General features: G+C 71.5%; 20 protein-coding genes. 6 read left to right on the top strand and 14 right to left on the bottom strand.

Features of this window, described 5'->3' with window-relative positions; translation table 11 throughout:
• Positions 1-36 precede the first annotated feature (36 nt).
• Positions 37-606 carry a DUF4232 domain-containing protein gene (locus tag O1G22_RS28605; RefSeq protein WP_270083944.1) on the top strand — a complete coding sequence of 190 codons (570 nt, stop codon included), beginning with the start codon at positions 37-39 and terminating at the stop codon, positions 604-606.
• Between the two features lie 71 nt (positions 607-677).
• Here O1G22_RS28605 and O1G22_RS28610 read toward each other — a convergent pair whose 3' ends face one another.
• The 8 genes from O1G22_RS28610 to O1G22_RS28645 all read right to left on the bottom strand — a co-directional run bounded on the left by O1G22_RS28610 (position 678) and on the right by O1G22_RS28645 (position 9,937).
• Entirely contained in the window at positions 678-2,957 is a 2,280-nt protein-coding gene (locus O1G22_RS28610; protein ID WP_270083945.1) for an FtsX-like permease family protein, read from the bottom strand.
• On the bottom strand, positions 2,954-3,634 hold the full coding sequence (locus O1G22_RS28615; RefSeq protein ID WP_428986414.1) for an ABC transporter ATP-binding protein: 681 nt from the start codon (positions 3,632-3,634) through the stop codon (positions 2,954-2,956). The genes O1G22_RS28610 and O1G22_RS28615 overlap by 4 nt, the downstream gene beginning before the upstream one ends.
• Before the next feature lie 19 nt (positions 3,635-3,653).
• Entirely contained in the window at positions 3,654-4,070 is a 417-nt protein-coding gene (locus O1G22_RS28620; RefSeq protein WP_270083946.1) for a hypothetical protein, read from the bottom strand.
• Positions 4,071-4,218: 148 nt separating this feature from the next.
• Positions 4,219-5,010, bottom strand: a complete 792-nt coding sequence (locus O1G22_RS28625; protein ID WP_270083947.1) for an SDR family NAD(P)-dependent oxidoreductase — start codon at positions 5,008-5,010, stop codon at positions 4,219-4,221.
• A 69-nt stretch (positions 5,011-5,079) separates the two neighbouring features.
• Complete coding sequence (locus tag O1G22_RS28630; protein ID WP_270083948.1) at positions 5,080-5,664, bottom strand: TetR/AcrR family transcriptional regulator; 585 nt, start codon at positions 5,662-5,664, stop codon at positions 5,080-5,082.
• A 100-nt stretch (positions 5,665-5,764) separates the two neighbouring features.
• Complete coding sequence (gene nirD, locus O1G22_RS28635) at positions 5,765-6,115, bottom strand: nitrite reductase small subunit NirD (RefSeq protein ID WP_270083949.1); 351 nt, start codon at positions 6,113-6,115, stop codon at positions 5,765-5,767.
• Positions 6,112-8,721 carry a nitrite reductase large subunit NirB gene (nirB, locus tag O1G22_RS28640; protein WP_270083950.1) on the bottom strand — a complete coding sequence of 870 codons (2,610 nt, stop codon included), beginning with the start codon at positions 8,719-8,721 and terminating at the stop codon, positions 6,112-6,114. Before nirB ends, nirD begins: the two co-directional genes overlap by 4 nt.
• Position 8,722: 1 nt before the next feature.
• Positions 8,723-9,937 carry an NAD(P)/FAD-dependent oxidoreductase gene (locus tag O1G22_RS28645; RefSeq protein WP_270083951.1) on the bottom strand — a complete coding sequence of 405 codons (1,215 nt, stop codon included), beginning with the start codon at positions 9,935-9,937 and terminating at the stop codon, positions 8,723-8,725.
• A 183-nt stretch (positions 9,938-10,120) separates the two neighbouring features.
• Here O1G22_RS28645 and O1G22_RS28650 point away from each other — a divergent pair, with 183 nt between their 5' ends.
• A complete protein-coding gene (locus O1G22_RS28650; protein WP_270083952.1) occupies positions 10,121-10,903 on the top strand; it encodes a sulfite exporter TauE/SafE family protein in 783 nt (260 codons plus the stop codon).
• 2 nt (positions 10,904-10,905) lie between these two features.
• Here the strand turns inward: O1G22_RS28650 and O1G22_RS28655 are convergent, their stop codons facing one another.
• From O1G22_RS28655 to O1G22_RS28665, 3 genes are all read right to left on the bottom strand, one after another.
• Entirely contained in the window at positions 10,906-11,562 is a 657-nt protein-coding gene (locus tag O1G22_RS28655; protein ID WP_270083953.1) for a class F sortase, read from the bottom strand.
• A 120-nt stretch (positions 11,563-11,682) separates the two neighbouring features.
• Positions 11,683-12,204: a hypothetical protein gene (locus O1G22_RS28660; protein WP_270086573.1), complete on the bottom strand. Its 522-nt coding sequence runs from the start codon at positions 12,202-12,204 to the stop codon at positions 11,683-11,685.
• A 307-nt stretch (positions 12,205-12,511) separates the two neighbouring features.
• Positions 12,512-14,164, bottom strand: a complete 1,653-nt coding sequence (locus tag O1G22_RS28665) for a M4 family metallopeptidase (protein ID WP_270083954.1) — start codon at positions 14,162-14,164, stop codon at positions 12,512-12,514.
• Between the two features lie 138 nt (positions 14,165-14,302).
• On the opposite strand from O1G22_RS28665, the gene O1G22_RS28670 reads away from it, so the two are divergent.
• Complete coding sequence (locus tag O1G22_RS28670) at positions 14,303-14,731, top strand: gamma-glutamylcyclotransferase family protein (protein WP_270086574.1); 429 nt, start codon at positions 14,303-14,305, stop codon at positions 14,729-14,731.
• Position 14,732: 1 nt separating this feature from the next.
• Here the strand turns inward: O1G22_RS28670 and O1G22_RS28675 are convergent, their stop codons facing one another.
• The 3 genes from O1G22_RS28675 to O1G22_RS28685 all read right to left on the bottom strand — a co-directional run bounded on the left by O1G22_RS28675 (position 14,733) and on the right by O1G22_RS28685 (position 18,684).
• Positions 14,733-15,563: an arylamine N-acetyltransferase family protein gene (locus O1G22_RS28675; protein WP_270083955.1), complete on the bottom strand. Its 831-nt coding sequence runs from the start codon at positions 15,561-15,563 to the stop codon at positions 14,733-14,735.
• Positions 15,564-15,604: 41 nt separating this feature from the next.
• On the bottom strand, positions 15,605-17,896 hold the full coding sequence (locus tag O1G22_RS28680; protein ID WP_270083956.1) for a molybdopterin oxidoreductase family protein: 2,292 nt from the start codon (positions 17,894-17,896) through the stop codon (positions 15,605-15,607).
• Between the two features lie 113 nt (positions 17,897-18,009).
• Positions 18,010-18,684: a SanA/YdcF family protein gene (locus tag O1G22_RS28685; protein WP_428986415.1), complete on the bottom strand. Its 675-nt coding sequence runs from the start codon at positions 18,682-18,684 to the stop codon at positions 18,010-18,012.
• A gap of 187 nt (positions 18,685-18,871) precedes the next feature.
• Between O1G22_RS28685 and O1G22_RS28690 the strand changes: the two genes are divergently transcribed.
• From O1G22_RS28690 to O1G22_RS28700, 3 genes are all read left to right on the top strand, one after another.
• The gene (locus O1G22_RS28690) at positions 18,872-19,624 is read left to right on the top strand and encodes a sirohydrochlorin chelatase (RefSeq protein ID WP_270083957.1); all 753 of its coding nucleotides are present in this window, start codon (positions 18,872-18,874) and stop codon (positions 19,622-19,624) included.
• A 115-nt stretch (positions 19,625-19,739) separates the two neighbouring features.
• A complete protein-coding gene (locus O1G22_RS28695; RefSeq protein WP_270083958.1) occupies positions 19,740-21,017 on the top strand; it encodes a deoxyguanosinetriphosphate triphosphohydrolase in 1,278 nt (425 codons plus the stop codon).
• Positions 21,018-21,140: 123 nt separating this feature from the next.
• Positions 21,141-22,406 carry an NAD(P)/FAD-dependent oxidoreductase gene (locus O1G22_RS28700; RefSeq protein ID WP_270083959.1) on the top strand — a complete coding sequence of 422 codons (1,266 nt, stop codon included), beginning with the start codon at positions 21,141-21,143 and terminating at the stop codon, positions 22,404-22,406.
• The last annotated feature ends 81 nt before the right edge of the window (positions 22,407-22,487 follow it).

Here is a 22,487-nt window from a genome sequence, read left to right on the forward strand (position 1 = left end):
CATCCACCTATTCGCCCGATGGAGGCGGATATGCGCATGATCCCTTATCGGAACCCTCTGAACCCTCTGAACCCTCTGAGCCGATCCCGATCCCTCTCCCGCACATCCCCCGGGCGCGGCGCGGCCGCCGTGCTGACCGCGGCCCTCGTGGGCCTGACGGCGGCGGGAGCGGCATGGAGCGCGCCCTCGACGGCGGCTTCTCTCCGTACCTGCACGGTAAACGATCTGTATCTCTCGATGGGCCGCAAGGAGGGGGCGGCCGGGTCGCTGTACTGGCCGATCCGGTTCACCAACACCAGCACGACCAGCTGTGCCCTGCGCGGCTACCCGGGGGTCAGCGTCCTGGACACCGCCCACCACCAGCTCGGTCCCGCCGCCACCCGCAGCGGCACCTCCTACGGCACGGTCACCCTCACCCCGGGCCACTCGGCCTCGTCGGTCATCCGCACCACCAACGGCCCGATCGGCGGCCCCTGCCTGCGCACCGGCACCTACCTCCGCGTCTACCCACCGGCGTCCCGCACACCGGCCCTGATACCGGCCGCTTGGACGACGTGTTCCGGTGTCTTCCAGGTCGGTCCGGTGAATGTGGAGGGGTCGATCTGAGGGGGTGGTGGCAGAGGAAAGGGGGGCGGCACATCAAGTGTGCCGCCCCCCTTCCCTCTCAGCCTCGACTTTCAGTCCCGCCGGATGAGCTCAGGGTCGATGCGGCGGCCTACCAGGGGGAGGGAGCCGAGGGCGGCTACGGCGATGACGCACAGGGTGCCGGTGAGGAGGAGGGGGAGGCCGGCGGTGTCCCAGAAGACGGTGCCGCCGCCGACGATCAGATAGCTGGACTCGGCCATCCTGCCGGTGACGATGGCTAGCAGCAGACCCGCGGCGAGGGGCAACGCCACTTGTGCCGTCTGCGCCGCTCGCAGCGTGCTGCGTTTGGCGCCGAGGAGGGTGAGGGCCGTGACCTGAGGACGTCGCTCCACCGCGCGGTCGATCGCGGCGACGAGGAAGGTGGCCAAGCCGATGACCAGCCCCAAGGTCATGGCGACGGCGAGCAGTGCCTTGACGATCGCGGACTCTTGGAGGACTGCCACATTCAGGCCTGTGGTGGTCACATCCGCGGTCGGCGCCACGCGGCCGATGCCGTCGAAGACTCTGCGGATGGTGCCTGGGTCGGAGTCGCTGACCAGTCTGAGCACGGCACTCTCGGGATGCGTACCGTGGGGGAGCATAGAAGGCGGGATGAGGATCGATCCGCTGTCGATCATCTGCATGGGGCGCCCATCGCGATACAGGACGGACTGCTGCGGCGCACGGAAGGTCACCGCGCGGTGGCCGTCGTCCAGTCGAAATCGGAGTTTCACCCCCGCGTCGACAGCGGTTTCATAGGTCTGCGCCGAGTCCCGCAGCCGCAGAGGCTTCCCGTCGGCACAGTCACCGACCCACGCCGTCGCGGCGCGTAGCTGGGCGCAGGTGGCCAGGACGAGTTCGGGTGTCGGCATGGTGTCCGAGACACTGACGCCCGTCGAGCTCGCCAGGAGGAAGTGAGCGCGTGTCCCCGGTAGTTGCTCCAGTGCGTGCTGCTGAGCTGTGGTGAGCCGCTCGGTGCTCACGTCGTAGCTCTGAGCCGGGGAATCGGGCTTGGCGGTCCGGTCCAGTTCGATGAGAACGCCCTGCACGAGCGAAGCCCCGAACACCAGCAGGACCAGCCCGGCGGCCAACCTGATGGTGCCTCCCGGCTCGGCTTCGTTGCGCCGCATGGCAAGACCGAGCGTGAGCGAGCGTGTGGATGCCGCGATCCACTGAGCGAGGAACCGGCTCACCGGCGGCAGAGCCGTCACGAGTCCGCCTCCGATGAGGATGGCCGCCGCGGGGATGAGCAACGCATGCGTAGCGCTGTATGTGGGCGCATGTCCGCTCGCCCCGATGGCACAGTAGCCCGCGGCGATGCCCGATCCCGCGGCGAGCGGCAGGAGCCCCCAGCTCGACGGGGGCTTGGGCTGTGCGTTCCTGCGGACGGCGAGCGGACTCTTCGCGGCCTTGCGCGCACTGGCCCGTCCCACGAACCAGGCGAGCGCCGGGCAGCCTACGAGGCAGATCGCGCACGTCGTACCGGACAGCGCGCCATCGTTCGGATACCAGGTGAATCCAGGCAGTCCGATCCGTGAGAGAAGTTGGTTCAGCAGCCAGTACTCGCCAAGCCCCAGGAGCGCGCCGACTGCGGCCGCGGCGACCGTCTCGGCGGCGTTCACCCGCTGTACCTCCTTGGCGCTCATACCGAGCAGGCGGAGCGCTGCCAGTCTGCGGACCCGCTCGGCAGCGGAGAGGCGGGCACAGACAGAGATGAACACCGTGAGAGGAAGGAGGGCGATGACGAGCATCGTGTAGCGCAGGACATCGGCCGTCGGCGGCTCCAGGGTCGGGTTTGGTGCGTAACCCATGCCGAAGTGGCTCAGGTGCCATCCGTCATGGAGCTGATCCCGGCTTGTGCCCACGTAGGCGACGAGTTCGTCCGGGCGTGCCAGCCCTTGCGCCCCGATCACCCCTGTTTCCCGCCCTGGCAGGCGCTGGGCCAGCTCTGGGGTCGTACGCAGCAGCTTATGCAGCCCTGGCGACACGAAGACCTGTCCGGGGCGAGGGAAGGTCTTCAACCCGGGCGGCGGCGCCACGGACCGGGTTCCTTCGGCCAGGAAGATCCGCGTGAGCGGTTTCGAGTCGACAGGATCGACTCGTTCCAGGCCGAGCGGAAGGCTGTTCGCCTCGGATTGGGACATCTCTCTTGGGGCAGTCGGCTGTCGGCCCGCGACTCGGGCGTCCTGTGCCGCCAGGATGCCGGGCACGGTCAGCACGATCGCCAGACAGCAGACTCCGAGCGAGCCGCCGACCGCCATGAGTGCGAAACGCGCCCGGTTGCCGCGTCCGGTGCCGAACAACAGCCGCAGCCCCAGCATGAGTTCCTTCACGAAACCGACCGCCCCTGCAGGGTCAGCACACCGTCGATCATGGTGTACCGGGTGTCTGCCTGGGCGGCCACGTTCGTGTCATGGGTGACCAGGACGACGGCCGTGCCCTGTGACCGGGCCAGCGCGAGGAACTCGGCCAAGACCACCTGCGCGCCGACGCTGTCGAGCGAACCGGTCGGCTCGTCGGCGAAGACCACCGCCGGCCGGTGCACGAGCGCCCGTGCCACGGCGACCCGTTGGCTCTGCCCGCCTGAGACCTGCGACGGTCGCCGCTTCCGGAGCTCTCTCAGACCCAGTCGGCCGAGCACCTCTCCAGCGGTGGCGAGCGCCTGCGCCTTGCGTTGCCCGGCCAACCGGAGCGGCAGTGCGGCATTCTCCTCCACGGTCAGTTCGGGCAGGAGCTCGCCGTACTGGAAGACGAACCCGAATCGGTCGCGTCGGAGCAAACTCAGCTCCTCGTCGCTGAGATCACCCAAATTCGTTCGTTCGAACAGGACTTCGCCGCCGCTGACGGGCAACACCCCTGCCAGGCAGTACAGAAGGGAGGATTTACCCGAACCGCTGGGGCCGGTGATGGCGGCGATCTCGCCCCGCCTGAGTGCAATGTCGGCTTCCTTGACGGCCAGCGAAGAGCCGTAACGGAGATCGATCTTTCGAGCAGCAAGGAGTTCGGACACGGTGAGAATCAGCCCTGCCCTATCGCCTGGTGCTGATGTGCTGGTCGCGTGAGCACTCGTCCCTCGCGAGGGCAGCGTTGTCAACGCAGACGTTCAGGTCCGCGTCATCCGTGTACCGTTGCGATCCCTCCCAGTTGGAGTGGTGCAGATGCACCGTCTTCCCCTGCTTTCCGTAGTAGCGGACCCAGTCATGCCCTTCGACCCGCACCCTCACGTATCCGTTGTGGCCGTCACCGGCGTTCTTGTCCCGTAGGGATCCCTCCCACTCGAAGGAACCGTGGTTCCGCTCCGGCGGATTGAACCGGTAATGCCCCTCCGTGAGGACCGCACCCGAAATCTCGCGTGTGCCCAAGTCGTTCCAGGACGCCGCGAACGCCGTCCCCACCCCCGCGAGAAACACTCCCGCCGCCAGCAGACCCACCACTGCCTTCTTCATACGCCACCTCTCAGCAAACCCCACCTGCCCTACTGGCAGCGGGAGTTACAGAAAGTAGCGTTACGATCACGTGGCGAATCCTTTACTCGCTCCTTCGCCACCGCATCAGGTGATCCAAAACCAGCCAGCGCTCACATCGCGCCACAGGTCAGGCCGTCGACCCGCCGTCCACCACCAGATCCGCGCCCACGACGGACGCCGCGTCGTCCGAGGCCAGGTAGAGGACCGCTGCCGCGATCTCCTCGACCGTCGACACACGGCCGACCGGGGACTCCGTGCGCATGCGGGCCGCTCGGGCGGACTCTGTTTCGCCGGGCTTGAGGGACATGTCCGTGGCGGTGGGGCCGGGGCTGACCGCGTTGATGCGGATGCCGTCGGCGATGTGGTCCAGGGCGGCGGCGCGGGTGAGGATCGAGACGGCCGCCTTGGTGGTGGCGTATGCCGCGGTGCCGGGCAGGCGGCTGTGGACGCCGATGCGGGATGCGATGTTCACGATGGCGCCGCCGGTTGGCTGGGTGCGCATCTGGGCGATCTCGGCCTGGAGGGCCAGGAAGACGCCGGTGACGTTGATGTCGAGCATCGTCCGCCAGTCCTCCTCCGGCAGGTCGGCCACCGAGTAGCCGCGTCCCGTCAGGATGCCCGCGTTGTTCACCGCCACGTCCAGTGAGCCGAAACGGTCCACCGCCCCGGACACCAGCGCCCGCAGGTCTTCGGGGCGGGTCACGTTCGCCGTCATCGGCAGGGCCTTGCCGCCCGACTCCTCGATCAGGGCTGCCGTCTCCTCCAGGGGGGATGTGCGGCGGCCGGCCACGACCACCTGCGCGCCCTCCCTGGCGAAGGCCAGCGCGATGCCCCGGCCGATGCCCGTTCCGGCGCCGGTGACGAGGGCAGTGCGGCCCGCGAAGCGGGTGCGTGCGGTTCCGGTGATCCCCGTGGTCATGTCTCCCCTTTTATTGAATGATCGGTTCAGAATGAATCGATGAAAAACGGCGCCGCTCGACCAGTTCACTCAGTCGAGCAGCGCCAGCGCCTGCTCCGCCGCGTCCCGCACCCTCGCCGGGTCCGTGGACGCCTTCCCCGCCACCCGCAGGCCCTGGAGCAGGACCAGCAGCATGCGGGCGAGGGTCAACGGGTCGCGGTTCTCGGGCAGTTCGCCCTGGGCCTGGGCGCGGGTCAGGGCCGAGTGCAGGAGGGTTTCCGCGTGGTCCCAGCTGTGTGCCACCCGGCGGGCGGCGGCCGGGTCGTGCGGGGCCAGTTCGACCGCCGCGTTGGTGACCAGACATCCCTGCTCCCGGGTCGGCTCGGCCGTGGCCTCGGCGGCGAAGCGCCGGACCACCGCGCGCACCGCCGGCAGTACCGGGCCCGGCCGGGACAACTCCCGGGTGAGCAGGGGGTTCTGGATCTGTCCGTACCGGTCCAGTGCCCGCAGGTACAACTCGTGCTTGTTCCCGAACGTCGCGTACAGGCTCGCCCGGCCGATTCCGAGATGCTCGACCAGGTCGGCCATCGACGTCGCCTCGTAGCCGCGCCGCCAGAACAGCTCCAGGGCTGCCTGCAGTGCGGCGTCCGGGTCGAACTCCTTGGTCCTGGCCATACGCCAGAGCCTAGGATTTACTGGAACGATCAGTCAAGTTGGCCGTCTGCGGCGTGGGGCGGTGGGCCGGCTGGGCCCGGGGGCCCAGCCGGGGCCCGTGTCAGACGGCGCGGACCTCGTACGCCGTCACGCGTACCGTCTCGTCGTCCAGGCACTCGCCGGTGACCAGGTCGAAGCGCTGCTTCAGCAGGGGGGAGGCGACGAAGGGGCGGCCTTCGTGGGTGCCGGTCAGGCCGCGGGAGAGGACGGCCGCGCCGCTGAAGGGGTCGCGGTTGTCGATGGCGTAGAGGCGGTCCGAGCGGTCGCGGAACAGGGCCACCTGGCGGCCGTCGGGCAGCAGGGCGGCCGCCCCGCGGCCCGGCAGCAGCGCGTTCAGGTCACAGGCCGTGAACCAGCCGTCCGCGAGCTGGAGCTGGACCTTCAGAGTCGTGGCTTCGACAGTCAGGGTCATCGCTGGGTGCTTCCTTCCAGGACGTCGGCGGCGGGCCGCATGCCGATCGCGAGCAGCGGCAGGTCGGGCTTCATCTGGTCGCGCTCGGGGACGAAGGCGACGACCGGGTCGGGGGTGTCCGGGGCGTTCACGAAGGACACGAACCGGGTGAGCTTCTCGGGGTCGTTGATGGTCTCGGCCCACTCGTCGCGGTAGTTGGCGACGTGCGCCCGCATCAGCGCCTCCAGCTCGTCGCAGATGCCGAGCTTGTCGTGCACCACCACATCGCGTACGTGGTCCAGGCCGCCCGGGATCCGCTCCAGCCAGACGCTCGTGCGCTCCAGACGGTCGGCGGTGCGGATGTAGAACATCAGGAACCGGTCGATCAGGCGGACCAGTTCGGCATCACTCAGATCCTGTGCGAGCAGGTCCGCGTGGCGCGGGGTCGCGCCGCCGTTGCCGCCGACGTAGAGGTTCCAGCCGTTCGACGTCGCGATCACGCCGAAATCCTTCGACTGGGCCTCGGCGCACTCGCGGGCGCATCCCGAGACCGCCGACTTGAGCTTGTGCGGGGAGCGCAGGCCCCGGTAGCGCAGCTCCAGGTCGATCGCCATGCGGACCGAGTCCTGCACGCCGTAGCGGCACCAGGTGGAGCCGACGCAGGACTTCACCGTCCGCAGCGCCTTGCCGTAGGCGTGCCCGGACTCGAAGCCGGCGTCCACCAACCGGGCCCAGATCAGGGGAAGTTGTTCGGCGCGGGCGCCGAACATGTCGATCCGCTGGCCGCCGGTGATCTTCGTGTAGAGGCCGAAGTCCCGGGCGATCTCGCCGATCACGATCAGCTTCTCGGGTGCGATCTCGCCGCCGGGGATGCGCGGCACGACCGAGTACGAGCCGTTCTTCTGGAGGTTGGCGAGGTGGTGGTCGTTGGTGTCCTGCAGGGCCGCCTGCTCGCCGTCCAGGACGTAGCCGCTCGCGCCGATCGTCGGGGCGAGGGAGGCGATGATGGACGCCACCGCCGGCTTGCAGATCTCGCAGCCCTCGCCGCCCCGGGCGCCCTCGCGGCCGTAGCGGTCGAGCAGATCCTGGTACGACGTGATGCGCAGGCTCAGGACGATCTCGTACAGCTCCTCGCGGGTCTGGGCGAAGCAGCCGCACAGGCCCTTGTCGACCTCGACGCCGGACGCCTCCAGCTCCGCGTCGACCAGCTGGCCCAGGACCTTGACGCAACTGCCGCACGTCGTACCGGCCTTGGTGCACTTCTTGACCTCGGGCACGCTCATGCACCTGTGCTCGGTGACCGCGCCGCGGATCGTGCCCTTGGTGACGTTGTTGCAGGAGCAGATGATCGCCTCGTCCGGCAGCGCCGACGGGCCGAGCTGAGCCCCCGAGTCCGCTCCGGCGGGCAGGACGAGGGACTCGGGGGAGATGGGCGGCACCGAACCGGTCAGCGCGCGCAGGGTGCCGTACGCCTCCGCGTCACCGACCAGGATGCCGCCGAGCAGCGTGCCGTCCCGGCCGATGACCAGCTTCTTGTACAGGCCGGCGCGGGAGTCGGAGTAGACGACGTCCAGGCAGTCCTCGGTGGCGCCGTGCGCGTCACCGAAGGACGCCACGTCCACGCCGAGCAGCTTCAGCTTGGTCGACAGGTCCGCGCCGACAAAGGCAGCCTCATCGGAAGCTATCGTCGCCGCGGCCGTCTCCGCCTGCTCGTACCCGGGCGCCACCAGGCCGTACACCCGGCCGTCCGCCGCCAGCGCGCACTCGCCGATCGCGAACACGTGCGGGTCGGTGACCGTACGGCACTGCTCGTCGACCGTGATGCCGCCGCGCTCGCCGACCGCGAGACCGCAGTCCCGGGCCAGCTGGTCGCGGGGCCGCACGCCGGCGCTGAACACCACCATGTCGACGGCGAGTTCGGAGCCGTCGGACAGCTTCATGCCGCTGACCGCGCCCGCGTCGTCCGTCAGGATCTCCTGCGTGCCCACGCCCGTGTGCACGGTCAGGCCCATGCCCTCGATGGTGCGCAGCAGCGCCGCGCCACCGCCCTCGTCGACCTGCACCGGCATCAGGCGCGGCGCGAACTCCACGATGTGGGAGGTCAGCCCGAGCCCCTTGAGCGCGCCCGCCGCCTCCAGTCCGAGCAGACCGCCGCCGACCACCGCACCCACCTGGGCCTTGGACGCCGCGTACGCCTCGATCGCGAGCAGGTCCTCGATCGTGCGGTAGACGAAGCAGCCCTCGGCGTCCTTGTTCGGCACGGGCGGCACGAACGGGTACGAGCCGGTGGCCAGGACCAGCGTGTCGTAGGCGAAGACCTTGCCGGAGCGGGCCGTCACCTTCTTCGCCTCGCGGTCGATCGTCTCCGCCGGGTCGCCGACGTACAGCTCGATGCCGTGGTCGTTGATGAACTCCATGTCCGTCATGGAGAGGTCCTCGGGGGTCTTGCCCGAGAAGTACGACGTGAGGGCGACGCGGTCGTAGGCCGGGCGCGGCTCCTCGCAGAGCACGACCACGCGGTGCGTGGCGGTCAGGCCGCGCTCGGCGAGCGCCTCCAGGAAGCGCTGGCCGACCATGCCATGGCCGACGAGGACGATCGTGGGGGTGGCCCCCAGGGTGTCGGTCATTTCAGGAGCCTCCGTCGTTGGTGAGCAGGTGGAGCAGGGGGCCGTCGTCGGGGAGCGGCTCTGCTCCCTCCCAGGCACGGGCGAGCGCGCCGACGGTGCCGAGTTCGCCGACGAGGACGCCGCCGACGAGCCGGTCGTCTCGGACGACGACCTTGCGGTAGGTGCCGCGGGTGGCGTCGGTGAGTCGTACGACGTCGTCGCCGGGGCGGGCCTCGGTCTCGCCGAACGCGGCGAGGTCGAACGGGGAGCCCGGCCCGGTCAGGGTCAGCCGGGTCAGGGAACGGGTGCCGCGGTACCGGGAGTCGGCGTCCCCCGCGAGCAACTCGGCGAGCAGGTCGGCCTGTTCGAGGGCCGGGGCGGCGAGGCCGTAGACCGTGCCGTCGTGCCGGGCGCAGTCGCCGATGGCGTGGATGTGCGGGTCCGAGGTGCGCAGTTCGTCGTCGACGAGGACGCCGTCGTGGACGGCGAGCCCGGCCTCCGCGGCGAGGCCCGTGCGCGGGCGCACCCCGCAGGCGAGGACGACGAGGTCGGCGTCGAGGACGTAGCCGTCGGCGAGTTCCACCGAGCGGACCGCGCCGGCGACGCACCGCATGTCCCGCACGCGGCACTCGGTGTGGACCTCGACGCCCAGGTCGGTGAGGTGCCGCCGCACCAGGCCGGAGGCGTCCGGGTCGAGCCGGCGCTCCATGAGCCGCTCGGCCTGCTGGGCGAGGACCACCTTCGCGCCGCGTACCGCGAGCGCCCGGGCGGCGGAGACGCCGAGCAGCCCGCCGCCGATCACCACCGCGCGTACCCCGGGCCGGACCGCCTCGGACAGCGCCAGGCAGTCGTCCAGGGTCCGGAACGCGTGGACGCCCCGGGGCAGTTGATGGTCGGCGGTGAACAGGGCGCGCAGCGGCGGCAGCACCGGGTTGGCGCCCGTGGCGAGGACGAGCGTGTCGTAGGCGATCGGCGGGCCGTCGGCGCGGCTGACGGTCCGGGCGGCCCGGTCGATGCCGGTGATCCGGGCGCGCAGCAGCCGCTCGGGCTCCGGGAGGCTGATCACCTCCGGGGCGTACCGGCCGGCCAGGACCTCGGCGAGCAGGACCCGGTTGTACGGCGGGTGCTCCTCGTCGCCGACGAGCAGCGCGGGCACGCCCAGCTCGCCGAGCCGCCGGGCGAGCCGTACGCCCGCGAGGCCGGCGCCGATCACCACCACACGCGTATTCGAGGTCATGTCCCCGAGCGTGCGACGTGGAGGTTACCCGGTCGCATCACCTCTGTTTCCCGTGCGGAACGCTGCCCTCAGCGGACCCGGGCGGCAGATGTGAGGGTCCCGTGCGCGCGCCTGACGGGGCTGTGAGGTTGCCTGCGGATTCCCGCGCGCGCGGCAGCGAGCTGTGAGGTTAGGGTCGCGATCATGCCCGACATACCGATGACGACCGTAGTCCTGCTGTGTACAGCCTCGCTCGCGGCCGGCTGGATCGACGCTGTGGTGGGCGGTGGCGGACTGCTGCTCCTGCCGGCCCTGCTGCTCGGGCTGCCGGCGTCGACCCCGGCCGCGTGGGCGCTCGGCACCAACAAGGCGACCGCCATCGTCGGCACCACCGGCGCGGCCGTGACGTACGCCCGCAAGGCGCCGGTGGAGGTCGGCACGGCCGTCCGGATCGGGCTCGCCGCGCTCGCCGGGTCCTCGGCGGGGGCCTTCTTCGCGGCCGGGATGAGCACGGACGTCCTCAAGCCGGTGATCATGGTGGTGCTGCTCGGGGTCGCCGCGTTCGTGATCCTGCGCCCGGCTTTCGGCAGGGCCCCGGCGGCTGGTCCGGCCACCCGGCGCCAGAAGCTCGCCGCGGTCGGCCTGGCCGGCCTGGGCATCGGCTTCTACGACGGCCTGATCGGCCCCGGCACCGGTACCTTCCTGGTTCTCGCGCTGACCGCCGTCCTCCGGCTGGACCTGGTCACCGCCTCGGCCACCGCGAAGATCGTCAACTGCTGCACCAACGCCGGCGCCCTCGCCATGTTCGCCTGGCAGGGCACGGTCCTGTGGAAACTGGCCGCCCTGCTGGCCGTCTTCAACCTCGCGGGCGGCACGCTCGGCGCCCGCACCGCCCTCAAGCAGGGCAGCGGGTTCGTCCGGGTGGTGCTGCTGACGGTGGTCTTCGCGCTGGTGGCGAACCTGGCGTACGAGCAGTGGATCGCCTAGGTTCAGCGGCTTGCCGTCAGGTGGGCGAAGACCACGACGTTGCCCTGGTATCCGGTCGCCCGGGAATAGCCGCCGCCGCAGGTGATGACGCGGAGCTCGGGGCGGTGGGCGGCGCCGTAGACCTTCTCGTCGGGGAAGTCGCGTGCCGCGTACACCTCCACCGCGTCCACGGTGAACACGGCCACGGAGCCGTCCCGGCGGTCCACCTCGATGCGGGCGCCCCGTGTGAGCGCGCCGAGGTCGTAGAAGACGGCGGGGCCCTCGGTGTTGTCGACGTGCCCGGCGACGATCGCGGTGCCGGTCTCGCCGGGTATGGTGCCGGCCTCGTACCAGCCGGCCAGGTTCTTGTTCCGCGCGGGCGGCACGTCCAGGCTGCCGGCGGGGGTGAGGGACAGGCCCATCAGGGGGGCGTTCACCCGGATCGCGGGGATGCGGATCCGGGTGGGCGGGGACGGGGTGAGGGCGGGGGCCGCGGGCCGCTCACCGCCCGGGTCGAGGCGGCCCTCCGTGGCGGCGGGCTGCGGTGGCGCGTGTGTCCCGGCCCCACCACCGAGCAGCCACACCCCGGAACCGAGGGCCACGACGGTGACCGCGGCTATCGCGGTGTCGCCGGCCCTGGCGCTCCTGGTGCGCCTGCTTCGCCTGGCACTCCTGCCCATGGCAATCCCTCTCCCGGAGGCGGACCTCCGAAGGCCCCTCTCCCCCTCCGGGCCGCGAGGGGCGTCGGGCCCGGAGGGGGCGGGTGTGCGGTACCGGTGACGGACAGCGGAGGGTGTCCGTCAGATCCCGTCGCCTCTCGCCCGGCGATGCAGGAGCCAGGTACCGCCCGCGGCGGCGACGGCCAGTGCCGCCACGCCCGCCGCGGTCCGCACGGGGTCGGGGCCGAGTGCGCCGCCGACCCCCGTCTTCACGCTTCCCCGCGGCTGCACCTGCTCGTGCGCCGCGCTCAGGGCCACCACCAGGTCGCCCGTCACCTCCCGGTTTCCCACAGCACACCGCGCGACGATCTCGTACATCCCTGGCTGCGCGCTCTCCGGCACCACGAACTGTCCGATCGCCTCGCCGTCGTGTGTGCTGGGTGCCAGCATGAACGTGCCGCCGCCGACCGCACCGGCGTTCCCGGTCGCGGGGCCGCCCTTGTCCCCGCAGGCGGCGGTGTTCACCGTGACGTGGCTGCCGGGCGCCACGGTGGAGGGGTACACGTCCAGGCTGCCGGTGCTGCCGGCCCAGGCGGGTGCCGCGGTCGCACCGACGAGCGCGATACCGGCGATACCGGTCAGCAGACGTGCGGTGCGGCGCATGGTGCTCTCCAGGGCTTCGGGATTCGGCTGCACGTCTACGAGGTAAGTCGCAGTCCGGGACTTCCGCTTCCTGATGGCCCGTCAGGAACAGCGCCGAACGGGTGTCACCCCCGACCCCCGCACGGCCTAGCGGACGCGCCGTCTACGCAGGTCACAGGCGTGCGGGCGGCAGCGATGCGAAGAGAACACGAATGGAGCGACGGGCGCCGTTGAACGGGTGAGGGCTGTCGCTGAGCCGTCGGGAGCGTGACGGAGCCGCCCCGGTCCGAAGGCCGGGACGGCTGACCTTTCCGAGCCCCGGGGCGGCTCAGTTGACGTTGACCGCGCTCCACGCCGCCGCCACCGCGTTGTACTCCGCACTCCCCGCGCCGTACAGATCCTTCGCGGCGTTGAGGGTCGCCGTCCGCGCACCCGCGTAGTTGGTCGAGGACGTCATGTAGACGGTCAGCGCCCGGTACCAGATCTGGGCGACCTTGTCGCGGCCGATGCCGGTGACCGTGGAGCCGTTGTACGTCGGCGAGTTGTAGCTGACGCCGTTGATGGTCTTCGGCCCGCTGCCCTCCGCCAGGAGATAGGCGAAGTGGTTGGCGACACCGGAGGAGTAGTGGACGTCGAGATTCCCGACCGACGAACTCCAGTAGTCCGCGGAGTTGCCGTCCTTCGACGGCTGGTCCATGTAGCGCAGGGCGGTCTTGCCGAAGCCGGACTTCACGATCTTCTCGCCGATGAGGTAGTCACCGGGGTCGGAGGGGTTGTTCGCGTACCACTCGACCATCGTGCCGAGGATGTCGGAGGTGGCCTCGTTGAGTCCGCCGGACTCGCCCGAGTAGGTCAGCGCGGCCGTCTTGGACGTGACGCCGTGGGTCATCTCGTGCCCGGCGACATCGAGTGCGACCAGCGGGCCGAAGGTGGTGCCGTCACCGTCGCCGTACGTCATGCAGAAGCAACTGTCGTCCCAGAAGGCGTTGTTGTAGCTGTTGCCGTAGTGGACGCGGTTGAACGAGCCCTTGCCGTCGCCGGCGATGCCGTTGCGGCCCAGCACGTTCTTGTAGAAGTCCCAGGTCATGTTGGTGCCGTACTGGGCGTCGACGGCGGCCGAGGAGCGGTCGGAGGTGGTGCCGTTGCCCCAGTGGTTGTCGGAGTCCGTGAACACCGTCGCCGGCGCCCGGCTGATGCAGATCCCGAAGATGCACAGGTCGGTCTGGTTCGCCGCGTCACCGGTGTAGGTGCCGCCGCGCGTCGGGTCGGTGAGGTTGTACGACGATCCCGACGGGGTCGTCTGCAGCGGCACCGTCCCGCTGTACAGCGACTGGCCGTCGCCGGCGGCGGTCTCGATGCTGTCCCAGGCGTCGATCTGCCGGCCGGTGCGGGCGTCGGTGAGCACCGTGCGGGCGACCGGGTTGCCGAGCGAGTCCCGGCCGACCGCGTTGGTGCGCCAGGCCAGCTTCGGGGTGCCGTGCAGGGCGTCGACGATCAGCTCGGGCTTGGCCTTCACCTGCTTCAGCGCGTTCCCGAGGTGGACGGCGCGCAGGGCGTTCACGGCGAGGTCGGCGGCCTTCGGCGCGGATATCTCCGGGGTGATGGAGGCGAGGGATATCGTGCTCCGGGTCGCCCGGTCGGCGCCGCGGTAGCTGCCGTCCTTCTTCAGATGGACCACGAAGTCGCCGCCCAGTACCGGGAGTCGGCGGTAGGTGCGGTCGTAGCGGACGTGCTGGGTGCCGTCCTTGTCCACGATCACGTCACGGACGCTGGTGCTCTCGGCGGAGGTCAGGCCCAGGCCGGCGGCGTGGGCCAGGAGGGCCGAGGCCGCGTTCTGGATCGCGGCCGCCCTGGTCGGTCTCGGGTCGGCGTGGGCGGCGGGGGAGAGGGCGACGGTCAGCAGGGTCGCGGTGGTGAGGGCGACACCGGCGGTGGTGGTGAGGCGGCGGGATCCTCGGACGTGCTGCCGTATCCGGGTCATCTGTCTCCTTGGGAAGGCGCCGGTAGGTGTGGGGATGGCGCTGATGACGACAGATTTAAGAGGGCATGACAAGGCATGTCCATAGCGCCTCTGTGGGGATGTGTGAGAACCGGACGGGGATACAGAATCGCTTCCGTGATCACTCCGCACCCCGGGCCCCCGCTGCCCTTCTTCGTCTACGGCACCCTGCGCCCCGGCGAGGCCAACCACGACCTGTTCCTGCGGGGCCGCACCACCGCCGAGGAACCCGCTCGCCTCCCGGACACGGCGCTCTACGACGGCCCCGGCTATCCCTACGCCGTCGACGCGCCGGGCGGCGAGGTCCGGGGCGAACTGGTCACCGCCCGCCCGGAGTCGTACGACACCCTGCTCACCGCGCTGGACCGGCTGGAGGAGTACATCCCGGGCGACCCCCGCAACCTCTACGAACGCGTCACCCGCCCGGTCCTGCGCGCCGACGGCACCACCACCCCCGCCTGGGTCTACCTCGCCGCCCCGCGCATCGCCGCCCACCTGCGCGCCACCGGCACCCGCATCGAGACCGGCGACTGGCTGTCCCGCGGCTGACTCAGCCCAGCAGCGTCAGCCCCTCCGGCACGGTGATCCCGAACTCCTCCTCCACCACGCGCCGGGCCTCCGCCTCGTCCGACAGCTTGCGCTCGGTCACGGTCCCGTCGGCGCGGGTCTCGGTCAACCGGTCGCCGTCCAGGGCGAGATGACGCTCGGCGGTGGTCCGCTGGAGATACGGGCGCCGGGTGAAGGGGGAGCGGGGATTGGTGCCGACGTGCCAGTTGAACACCTCGTAGTCGGAGGCGGCGAACGGCTCCAGGGTGAACGCGTACTGGCCCACCCAAGCCCGCTCCTGACGGTCGTACGCCTGCAACTCCAGGAGTTCCAGGGGCCCTTCGGACGGCAGCGGCAGCAGCCTGTGCCGGCGGCCGGCGCCCTCCGACTCGGTGCCGGTGATCAGCGGGATCGGTACCAGGAGCGAGCCGGACGCGCCGAAGCCCACGTCCGCCAGATACGGCTCCGGCTCACCCGGGACCTCGACCCGCAGCATCATGTGGGTGCGCGGCCGGCTCCAGGGCGTCGGGGCGCCCAGCACCACCCGCGCGGCCAGCCCGCCGACCCGGAAGCCGAGGGCCTCCAGGGCGAGCCACATCAGCGTGTTCTGCTCGTAGCAGTAGCCGCCGCGCGGACCGTGGATCATCTTCGCCATGAGATCGCCGGGCGCCAGCGAGGGCGCCCGGCCGCTCAGCGGGTCCAGGTTCTCGAACGGCAGCGACAGCGCGTGTGCCAGGTGGACGCCCCGCAGCGTCTCCAGGCCGGGCTGTCGGCCGCCCTGCCGGCCGATGCGGTCCAGGTAGGCGTCGAGGTCGAACTGTTCGATGGCAGCCATACCGGCAATCTACGTCAGCCGGTCACCCGTCGGAGCTCGGGTCAGGTGGCCTCGGCCGCCGTCTCCACCCGTACCGCGCACGACTTGAACTCCGGCATCCGGGACGTCGGGTCGAGCGCCGGGTTGGTCAGGGTGTTGGCGCGGCCCGCGCCCGGCCAGTGGAAGGGCATGAAGAGGGTGTCCGGGCGGATGGCGGAGGTGATCCGGGCGGGCGCGGTGGCCCGGCCCCGGCGGGAGACCACGGTCACCGGATCCCCCTCGGCCGCGCCGATCCGGGCCGCGAGCCGGGGGTGCAGCTCCACGAAGGGGCCGGGGGCGGCGGTGTTCAGCTCGGTGACGCGCCGGGTCTGGGCGCCCGACTGGTACTGCGCGACCACCCGGCCGGTGGTCAGGATCAGGGGGTACTCGGCGTCCGGTTCCTCGGCCGTGGGGCGATGGGTGACGTTCGCGAAGCGGGCGCGGCCGTCGTCGGTGGCGAACCGGTCCAGGAAGAGGCGGGGCGTGCCGGGGTGGACCACACCGGGGACGGCTTCGACAGGCTCCGGACCGGCCGTGTCGGAGTCGTTCTCGGCGGGCTCCGGCCGGTCTGCACCAGCACCGGCGACGGAACGGTCTGCTCCGGCACCGGCGACAGAGCGGTCTGCACCAGCACCGGCGACGGAACGGTCTGCTCCGGCACCGGTGACGGAGCGCTCCGGGCGGCCCGTGCCAGGGCCGGTCTCCGCCGGCTCCGGGCACGGCCAGAACACCCCGTTTTCCGCGGCCAGCCGCCGGTAGGTGATGCCGGAGTAGTCCGCCGGTCCGCCCGCGCTGGCCCGGCGCAGCTCGGTGAAGACCTCCTCGGGGTCGGTCGGGAAGCCCTTCTCCACACCGAGGCGCGCGGCCAGCTCGTGCAGGACGTACAGGTCGCTGTGGACGCCGGGTGGCGGGGTGACCGCCTGGCGGCGCAGCAGTACCCGGCCCTCCAGGCTGGTCGTCGTGCCCGTCTCCTCCGCCCACTGCGTGACCGGCAGCACGACGTCCGCCAACTCGGCCGTCTCCGACAGCACGACATCACACACGGCAAGGAAATCAAGGGACTTGATGCGCTCCTCGATGTGCGCCGCACGGGGCGCCGACACCACCGGGTTGGAGCCCATCAGCAGCAGCGCGCGGATGTCCGTACCCAGGGCGTCCAGCAGCTCGTACGCGCTGCGCCCCGGCCCCGGCAGGCTGTCCGGTGCGACGCCCCACACCTCGGCCACATGCCGCCGGGCCGCCGGGTCGTCCAGTTTGCGGTAGCCGGGCAACTGGTCGGCCTTCTGGCCGTGTTCGCGCCCGCCCTGCCCGTTGCCCTGCCCGGTCAGACAGCCGTAGCCGCTGAGCGGCCGCCCCGCGCGCCCCGTCGCCAGGCACAGGTTGATCCAGGCGCCCACGGTGTCCGTGCCCTTGGACTGCTGCTCCGGCCCGCGCGCGGTGAGCACCATCGCCGCCTCCGGCTCGCAGAACAGCCGTACGGCCTCGCGCAGTTGAGGAACGGGCACGCCCGTGATCCGCTCCACGTACTCCGGCCAGTGCGCCATCGCCGCCGCGCGGGCCTCGGCCCAGCCGGTGGTCCGCTCCCGGATGTACGCCTCGTCCGTCCGCCCCTCGGCCACCACCAGGTGCAACAGGCCCAGCGCCAGGGCGAGATCGGTGCCCGGCCGGGGTGCGAGATGCAGGTCGGCCTGCTCGGCGGTACGGGTCCGGCGCGGATCGACGACGATCAACGTGCCGCCGTTCTCGCGCAGTTCGCGGAAGTAGCGCAGCGACGGCGGCATGGTCTCGGCGGGATTGGACCCGACCAGGATCACGCACCCGGTCTTCGGGATGTCCGCCAGCGGGAACGGCAGCCCCCGGTCCAGCCCAAACGCCCGCGTGCCGGCGGCCGCGGCGGACGACATGCAGAAGCGGCCGTTGTAGTCGATCTGGGAGGTGCCGAGCACCACCCGCGCGAACTTGCCGAGCGTATACGCCTTCTCGTTCGTCAGCCCGCCCCCGCCGAAGACCCCGAGCGCGTCGGCGCCGTACGCCGCTCGTGTGCTCCCGAGCCGCTCGGCGATCAGGTCCAGCGCCTCCGTCCAGCCGGCCTCGACCAGCCGGCCGTTCCTCCGCACCAGCGGCGAGGTCAGCCGCACCCCCGGCGCCAGCACCTCGGCGGCCGTACGCCCCTTGCCGCACAGCGCGCCCTGATTGACGGGGAAGTCCGCCCGCTCGGAGACCTCGACGCCACCCTCTGCCAGGGGCGTGAGGTTCATTCCGCACTGCAGGGCGCAGTACGGGCAGTGGGTGGGCGTCGAGGAGATGGTGTCCATACCGTCCAGCGTGCTTCCGGCGTGTTACGGCACCGGACCACTGCCGGTTACACGCCCGGGACGCCGACCTCCCCACCCGACCCGGCCCGCGGTGAGGATGCCCGCGGTGCGGATCACCGCGCGGCCAGCGCCCGTGTGACCCCCGTCTCCTTCGGCCCGAGGAACTCCGGGTCCGGATGGAACACGGTATCCAGCACCGCCTTGCCGGCCGCGAAGACCTCGCGGGTGCCGCCGTAGAACCAGGTCACGTCGTGCTTCTCGTCGACCCCGACGCCGTACGCGTCGATCCCCGCCGCCTCGCACAGGGCCACGGCCCGCCGGATGTGGAAGCCCTGGCTGACCAGCACGGCCCGGTCCACCCCGAAGATCTTCCGGGCCCGTACACAGGAGTCCCAGGTGTCGAACCCGGCGTAGTCGCGGACGACCCGCTCGCCCGGCACCCCGTGCCGGGTCAGATAGGCGCGCATGGCGTCGGGCTCGTCGTAGTCCTTCCGGCTGTTGTCCCCGGTGACGAGGAGGACCTTCACCCGCCCCTCCCGGTACAGGGTCGCGGCCGCGTCCAGCCGGTTCGCCAGGTACGGCGACGGCTGCCCGTTCCACAGCCCCGCCCCGAAGACCACGGCGACCGGTGCGGCGGGCGCGTCGGCGGTCGTCCGCAGCCGGTCCGCCGTGGACACGTACAGCCAGGTCACCGGCAGCAGCGCCAGCACACACCCGGCCATCACGGCCTGCACCAGCCGCCGCTGCCCGGTACGGGTGCGCGGCAGCCGCGGTCGACGGATCTTCATACGGCCCACCATTCGGTCCCCCATACGGCCCCCCAATCGGTCCCGGTGAACGGTCCCGACCATGGAGGACGCCGCCGGCCCCGATCCGGTTCGCCTCACATCGCGCATGCGTACGAGGTGAACCCATGGAAAATACCCGTGACGGCCAGGCAACGGCCACGCAACGTACCCCCGCCACCATCGATCCATGACACCGTCGCACCCGTATTTCGCCCCGTCCCCGCCGGCCCTGGTCCTGGTCGCCCACGGCAGCAGGGACCGGCGCGCGCTCGCGACGGTGACGACGCTCATGGACCGCATACGCGAGCTGCGTCCCGGCCTGGCCGTCCACCTGGGCCACATCGAACTGAACGAGCCCCTGCTCCCGGACACCCTCGCGGCCCTCGGCGACACCCCCGCCGTCCTCGTCCCGCTCCTGCTCAGCCGGGGCTACCACGTCAAGCAGGACATCCCCGAGATGGCAGCCATGGCCCGGGTGCGCGCCCGCGTGGCACCCCCGCTGGGCCCGCACTCCCTCCTGGCGGAGGCCCTCCGCGACCGCCTGCTGGAGGCCGGCTGGCCGACGGCCCCGGACGCCGCCGAGCGCCGGGACAGCGCGGTGATCCTCGCGGCAGCGGGCTCCCGCGACCCCGACTCGGCCACGGACACCCGCCGCACCGCCCGCCTCCTCGCCGCCCGCCTGGGCGTCCCGGTCCTCCCCGCCTACGCCTCGGCGGCGACCCCGACCGTCCCGACGGCGCTGCGCGTACTGGCGGCACGCGGCCGACACCGGGTGGCGATCGCGTCGTACTTCACCGCACCGGGGCGTTTCGCGACGCAGTGCGCGGAGGCGGCGCCGTGGATCGCTTCGGCGCCGCTGGGGGACCATCCGGCGATGGCGCGCTTGATCTTGAACCGTTACGAGGGGTGCCTTGCGACTCCGTGGGCGGCAGCGGCCTGAAGGGGCGCGGGGCTGTATCGATGTGCGGCTCCGCCGCGTGGGCGCGACAAGCCACATACGGCCTGTAGCCGCGAGATGACAGAACCCGGCAGATGAGTGGGCTTACTGTCGACCCATGGAAGGCACCGCACTCAGCTACGCCCCAGCCGCCCTGGAACGCTACGCCCCGGAACCCGACAAACGCCCAGGCCGCACCGCCTTCCAACGAGACCGCGCCCGCATCCTCCACTCCGCCGCGCTACGACGCCTCGCCGGCAAGACCCAGGTCGTCACCCCGGGCCAGCGCAGCGCCAGCGCGTGGGACGCCAGCCCCCGCACCCGCCTCACCCACTCCCTCGAATGCGCCCAGGTGGGCCGAGAGCTCGGCGCAGCCCTCGGCTGTGACCCGGACCTGGTGGAGGCCGCCTGCCTCGCCCACGACCTGGGCCACCCGCCCTTCGGCCACAACGGTGAACAGGCGCTGAACGACTTCGCGGACGACTGCGGCGGCTTCGAGGGCAACGCCCAGTCCCTGCGGCTCCTCACCCGCATCGAGCCCAAACGCTTCACCGCCGGAGGCACCCGCTCCGTCGGCCTCAACCTCACCCGCGCCACCCTCGACGCCGCCACCAAGTACCCGTGGCCGCGCGGCACCCATCCCACCGACCCGGCGTCGCGGAAGTTCGGCGTGTACGAGGACGACCGCCCGGTGTTCGACTGGGTCAGGGCGTCCGCCCCCGGCACCCGCACCTGCTTCGAGGCGCAGGTCATGGACTGGTCGGACGACGTGGCGTACTCGGTGCACGACGTCGAGGACGGTCTGCACGCCGGGCACATCGACCCCAACTGCCTGCACGCCGAGCCCGAGCGGCAGGCGGTGTTCGCGGTGGCCATCGGCCGCTACGTCCCGGCGGACACCGACCCGGCCGAACTGTCCGCCGCCCTCGACCGCCTCCAGGACGAGGAGTGGTGGCCGCACGGCTACGACGGCACGGCGGTCGCGCAGGCCCGCCTCAAGGACGCGACCAGCCAGCTGATCGGCCGGTTCTGCCTGGCCGCCGAGGGCGCCACGCGCGCCGCGTACGGCAGCGGCCGGCTCACCCGTTACGGCGCCGAACTCGTCGTACCGCGCGAGACCCGGACGGAGTGCGCGGTGCTCAAGGCGGTCGCGGACCGGTATGTGATGCAGCGCGCCGAGCAGGAGCGGCTGCGCGCGGACCAGCGGGTGATCGTGGGGGAGCTGGCGCAGGCGCTCACGGCCCGCGCGCCGGACGGTCTTGATCCGCAGTTTCGGGCCCTGTTCGACAGGGCAGGCGACGACCACGCGCGCAAGCGGGTGATCGTGGACCAGATCGCCTCCCTCACCGACGCCTCTGCGCTGTCCCTGCACGCGAGACTGACCGGGCATATGTGAACCGACGGGGCATATGTGGGAGGTACATGACCGGTCGTGGCCTGATCGGGTCACTCCCTCTTCCCGCAGCACGCCGCGTGCGGGACGCTCCCCTATGGCGGCACCCTTACGAGGAGGCATCAAGTGGTCGACGCGGATCAGACATTCGTCATCGTCGGGGGCGGTCTCGCCGGCGCGAAGGCGGCCGAGACGCTCCGGGCGGAGGGCTTCACCGGCCGGGTGATACTGATCAGTGACGAGCGCGACCACCCCTATGAGCGCCCGCCGCTGTCCAAGGGCTATCTGCTCGGCAAGGAGGAGCGCGACAGCGTCTTCGTGCACGAGCCCGCCTGGTACGCGCGCAACGACATCGAGCTGCACCTCGGCCAGTTCGTCGACCGTATCGACCGTACGGCGAAGACGGTCCGCTTCGGCGACGACGGCACGCTCGTCCGCTACGACAAGCTGCTGCTGGTCACCGGCGCCGAGCCGCGCCGCCTCGACATCCCCGGCACGGACCTGGCGGGCGTGCACCATCTGCGCCGGCTCGCGCACGCCGAGCGGCTCAAGGGCGTGCTGGCCTCCCTGGGCCGGGACAACGGGCACCTGGTGATCGCGGGCGCCGGCTGGATCGGCCTGGAGGTCGCGGCGGCGGCCCGCGAGTACGGCGCGGAGGTCACGGTGATCGACCCGTCGCCGAGCCCGCTGCACCACGTACTCGGCCCCGAGCTGGGCAATGTCTTCGCCGAGCTGCACCGCGAGCACGGCGTCCGCTTCCACTTCGGGCGGCAGCTCACCGAGATCGTCGGCCAGGACGGCATGGTCCTCGCGGCCCGCACCGACGACGGTGAGGAGCACCCGGCGCACGACGTGCTCGCCGCGATCGGCGCGGCACCGCGCACCGGCCTCGCGGAGGCGGCGGGCCTGGCGCTCGTGGACCGGGCGCACGGGGGCGGCATCGCCGTCGACGCCTCCCTGCGCACCAGCGACCCCGACATCTACGCCGCGGGCGACGTGGCGGCGATCGAGCATCCGTGGCTGGGCACCCGCCTGCGCGTGGAGCACTGGGCCAACGCCCTCAACAGCGGCCCGGCCGCCGCCCGCGCGATGCTCGGCCAGGAGGTGGCGTACGACCGCGTGCCCTACTTCTTCACCGACCAGTACGACCTGGGGATGGAGTACAGCGGCTGGGCGCCGCCCGGGTCGTACGACGAGGTCGTCATCCGGGGCGACGCCGGCAAGCGGGAGTTCATCGCGTTCTGGCTGAAGGAAGGGCGCGTGCTGGCCGGGATGAACGTGAACGTGTGGGATGTCACAGAGCACATCCAGAAACTGATCCGCTCCGAGGCCCAGGTGAACGTGGAGCAGCTGGCCGACCCGCACGTACCGCTGGACAGCCTGACGTCCTGAGGACCAGGACGGTCACAGCACCCCCGTGCTGCAATTCCCGGGGGCGCTGCATCCGATTGCCGCTGCGCGGCGGGCCGGCCC

The sequence above is a fragment of the Streptomyces camelliae genome (assembly GCF_027625935.1).
GTDB lineage: Bacteria > Actinomycetota > Actinomycetes > Streptomycetales > Streptomycetaceae > Streptomyces > Streptomyces camelliae.